Below are 3,614 nucleotides of genomic sequence, written 5' to 3'. Positions count from 1 at the left end.
TCCGTGACGTCGCCGATCACGTCACCCACACCAGCGAACGCGTCGACGGATTCCGCCAGGCCCTCACGGAGATCCTGACGGTCAACGGAACCCTGGTCACCCAGCAGCAGAACGCCGAGATGCGGGCCCTCGCCGAAGCCGGATTCGAACAGAACGAGGAGATCAAGAAGATCTCCGCCTGGGCGGCGATCCTCTTCGCCCCCACCCTGGTGGGGACCATCTACGGCATGAACTTCGACCACATGCCGGAGCTCCACTGGGTGGGCGGCTACCCCTTCGCGGTCCTCCTGATGGCCGTGGTGTGCACGAGCCTGTACGTCGTCTTCAAGCGGCGGGACTGGCTGTAGGCCGACGCCCCCGAGCCGTGAGGCCGGCGCCGGTGGCCCGGCCTCTCGGCCGGCCGCCTCACCGGGGGATCGCGTCGCCTCCTCCGGAGCCGAGGACCGCAAGCCGGGCCCTCGGCGGGTCCGCGCTCACCCACCGTCCGTACGAGCGGGAGACGGCGGGCGGGTGAGGGAGGGGTTCCCTGGGGAGGTCTGCGGCGGGACGGTCCGCGTCCGCGACCGTCCGATGTGACCTCCGCCCCGGAAGGAGCCCCCGTTGGCCACGCGTTCCCCGTGGGAGACCATCGGCCGCCTCGCCGGCCTCTTCACGGCCCTGGACACCGCACGGGGGATCTCTCCCGAACAGCAGTGGACCCTTCAGGTGCTGAAGCTGGCCGAGGAGGTCGGCGAGTCGGCGCAGGCCGTGATCGGGGCCATGGGCACGAATCCCCGGAAGGGGCGGAGCCACACGTGGCGGCACGTGCAGGAGGAGGTCGCGGACACCGCCATCACCGGCCTCGTCACGCTGTACCGGATGCTCGGTGACGACGCGCCGGCCTTCCTCGACGCGATGCTCGCCGAGAAGGCCGACGCGTTCCTCCCGTACGCGGGCGCCCCGGGTGCGCCCGGTGGCGCCCGTGGTGAGACTGGTGGCATGGCGCACATGGTGTTTCTGGAAGGCGGGCCGGACGAGCTGCCCGAGCGGGTCGTCCCCGCGGGGAACCCCGGCGAGGACGTGAAGATCCCCCACCGGGGCGGATACGAGCACTTCAGGCGGACGCAGCGTCGTCAGGACACGGCGGAGGGCACCCTGCCGGTGTACGAGTGGTGGGAACGGACCGAGATCGCCGAGTGAGCGCCGCCGGGCTCCCGGCCGGGGCCCGCCCCGCTCAGGTGAGGACGAGGCAGGCGGCGGCCGGCACCGCCACCGCGCCGGCGCGGACGAGACGGCCGGTCTCCGGGTCCGCGTGGAACCAGGTGATGTCGCCCGACCATTCGTTGACGACGTAGACGCGGCGCCCCGACGCGTCGGTCACCAGGTCGCGCGGCCAGCTGCCGCCGCACTCGACGACATCGACGAGCTGCGGTTTCCCGGTGTCGTCGGTGAGGTCGTAGGTGAGGACGCGGTCGCTGCCCCGCACGGCGGCCCGGACGAAGCGCCCGTCGGGCGAGACGGACACGACCGAGGGGTAGGCCCGTTCGCCGGCGGGGAGCCCCGTCGTGTCGACGGCGACCTCCGCGAGCGGTTCCAGACGCCCGGCCTCCGCCTCCCAGCGGCACACCGTCATCTGCGGCTCCAGCTCGTGCAGGACGTACACCACGGTGCCGTCCGGATGGAACGCCAGGTGGCGGGGCCCGGAGCCGGCGCGCAGGGCCGTCTCGGAGTGCACCCGCAGCGCCCCCGTCTCCCGGTCGAGCGCGCAGACCCGTACGGAATCGGTTCCCAGGTCCACGCTCAGCACCCAGCGCCCGCCGGGGTCGGGCAGCACCTGGTGCGCGTGGGGGCTCCGCTGCCGCTCGGGGTCCGGCCCGGATCCCCGGTGCGCCAGCACCACCGGCGGCCCGGTGAGGCTCCCGTCCTCCCGCACCTGCAGGGTGCCGACACCGCCGGAGCCGTAGTGCGCGGTCAGGACCCGGCGCCCCACGACATCGACGTACGCGGGCCCCTCCCCGCCCACCTCCACGGCCGGGCCCAGCGGGGTCAGCCTCTCCCCCTCGGCCCGCAGGGCCGCCACCGCGCCCCGCTCCGTGTCGCTCGCCGCGTACAGGACCCCGGTGCCGGGGTCGAGCGCCAGCCAGGAGGGGTTCTCGACCGTCGCCACTGTCGCCCGGGGCACCAGCGCCCCGTCCTCGTCGCTCACCTCGGCGACGGTGATCCCGCCGCCGCCCCCGGCCGTGAACGACCCGATGTACGCCCACCGGTTCCCGCTCCGGCCCTCGTGTTCCGCGCTGACCACCACAGGTCCACCTCTCGTCGCTTCGTCGCACTCGGCGACGCCCAACGACGGTCTCCGCGCCCGGTCACCGCCCCTTGCTCCATTCACCACGCGGCGTCACCCCTCGGGGGCCGACCGGTACGGGCCTGCCGGTCAGGCCCAGTACGCGGCCCGTATCTCCCCCTCCACGACGTCGCGGCGCGGCAGCCGCAGACCGAGGGAGGTCTCCAGGGCGTGGAAGTACAGCGCGAACGTGTCGGTCAGCTCGGGGTGGTCCAGCTCGGCCCGGCGAACGGCCCGGTTGAGGTGGTCCAGTTCGCCGCCCCGGGGATACGGCGCGCGGCCGCGCTCGTACCAGATCAGCTCCAGTATCCCCAGGCCGTCGTCGACGCGGCGGCCGTCCCGGTCGTGGTCGAGGGTGTAGATGGCCTTGGCGGCGGTGGCGCTGAGCCGGACGCTCTCGGTGATGCCGAGCGCCCGGTAGGCCTCCTTGTCGGCGAAGGCCCCCGGCGGCGTGTCGTGGTGCAGCAGGTACGTCCAGCCGCCCGCCTGCCCGAAACAGCAGCTCTCCCACTGCCGGTCCCCGTAGGTCCGGCCGCCGTCCACCGCCCTCAGGTCCTTCAGGCGCGTGCCCGCCGCGACCTGGGCGGGATCGGCCCCGTACAGCAGGGCCAGCCGCTCGGCGTCGACGGGTTCGCCGGGCGCCGCGCGGAAGAAGGCGAGGGTCGTGTACGGCTGCTGCTCACGCCAGGACCGGGCGATCCAGGCCAACCCCTCCAGCGGGTCGCGCCCGCACGCCCCGACCGTCCCCGGATCGTCCAGGCCGCCCCCCTGGAACCGTCGGCCCCACACCGGGTCGATCCGCTCCAGCACACCGGCCGCCTCCACGGGACCGCCGGCGCTCCGGAGCACCGCGTCCTCGGCGATGAGGTACAGCACCTGCCCGAGGTCACGGGTGGCGAACACCTGCCGGTAGGGACCGTGATGGACGCGCACGGTGCCGTCCTCGTCGACGACCAGGCACAGGCCGCCGTCCACCACCTCCTCGGAGTGGTCGGCCAGCTCCTCCAGCTCGTCGTCCGACCGGGCCACGGGCGGCAGCGCGGCACCGTGGAGCAGGTCGTGTCCGGCGGCCGTCCGCTGCCAGGCCTCCGCGAGTGTCCGCTCGGTGATCTTCATGGGCCTCAGCATAGGGACGCCCACCGACAACGGGCCGGGTACCGGGAGCAAGGGCTCCCGGAGGGCCGGCGCCGGCGGCGCCCCACGTCGGATTCCGGCCATTCGTCCGGGGTCGGCTCCGGAGGGAATCCGCCGGAACGGATCGGCGGACGCGCCGGGGGCCGGTGTGCGTACG

The 3,614-nt window shown here is 74.0% G+C and carries 4 protein-coding genes; 2 read left to right on the top strand and 2 right to left on the bottom strand.

The genetic code is table 11. The features are described from left to right. Positions 1-347, top strand: a 347-nt coding sequence (locus RIF68_RS30860) for a CorA family divalent cation transporter (RefSeq protein ID WP_309054568.1), incomplete at its 5' end; no start/stop codon positions are given. 631 nt (positions 348-978) lie between these two features. Then, the gene (locus RIF68_RS30855; RefSeq protein ID WP_309054569.1) at positions 979-1,179 is read left to right on the top strand and encodes a DUF5988 family protein; all 201 of its coding nucleotides are present in this window, start codon (positions 979-981) and stop codon (positions 1,177-1,179) included. A gap of 34 nt (positions 1,180-1,213) precedes the next feature. On the opposite strand, the gene RIF68_RS30850 is transcribed toward RIF68_RS30855, so the two are convergent. Together RIF68_RS30850 and RIF68_RS30845 are read right to left on the bottom strand one after the other, a co-directional pair. Then, positions 1,214-2,281, bottom strand: coding sequence for a lactonase family protein (locus tag RIF68_RS30850; protein WP_309054567.1), 1,068 nt, complete (start codon positions 2,279-2,281; stop codon positions 1,214-1,216). A 132-nt stretch (positions 2,282-2,413) separates the two neighbouring features. Next, positions 2,414-3,439, bottom strand: coding sequence for a hypothetical protein (locus tag RIF68_RS30845; RefSeq protein WP_309054566.1), 1,026 nt, complete (start codon positions 3,437-3,439; stop codon positions 2,414-2,416). Between the last annotated feature and the right edge of the window lie 175 nt (positions 3,440-3,614).

Origin of the sequence: Streptomyces sp. (genome assembly GCF_031178505.1) — a bacterium.
In the GTDB taxonomy this organism is placed as follows: Bacteria; Actinomycetota; Actinomycetes; order Streptomycetales; family Streptomycetaceae; genus Streptomyces; species Streptomyces gulbargensis.
This window is presented reverse-complemented; position numbering and strand designations above follow the sequence as displayed.

Bases quoted from the DNA above. Each gene is read 5' to 3' on its own strand.
- RIF68_RS30845 (WP_309054566.1), bottom strand. From the start codon at position 3,439: ATGAAGATCACCGAGCGGACACTCGCGGAGGCCTGGCAGCGGACGGCC.
- RIF68_RS30855 (WP_309054569.1), top strand. From the start codon at position 979: ATGGCGCACATGGTGTTTCTGGAAGGCGGGCCGGACGAGCTGCCCGAG.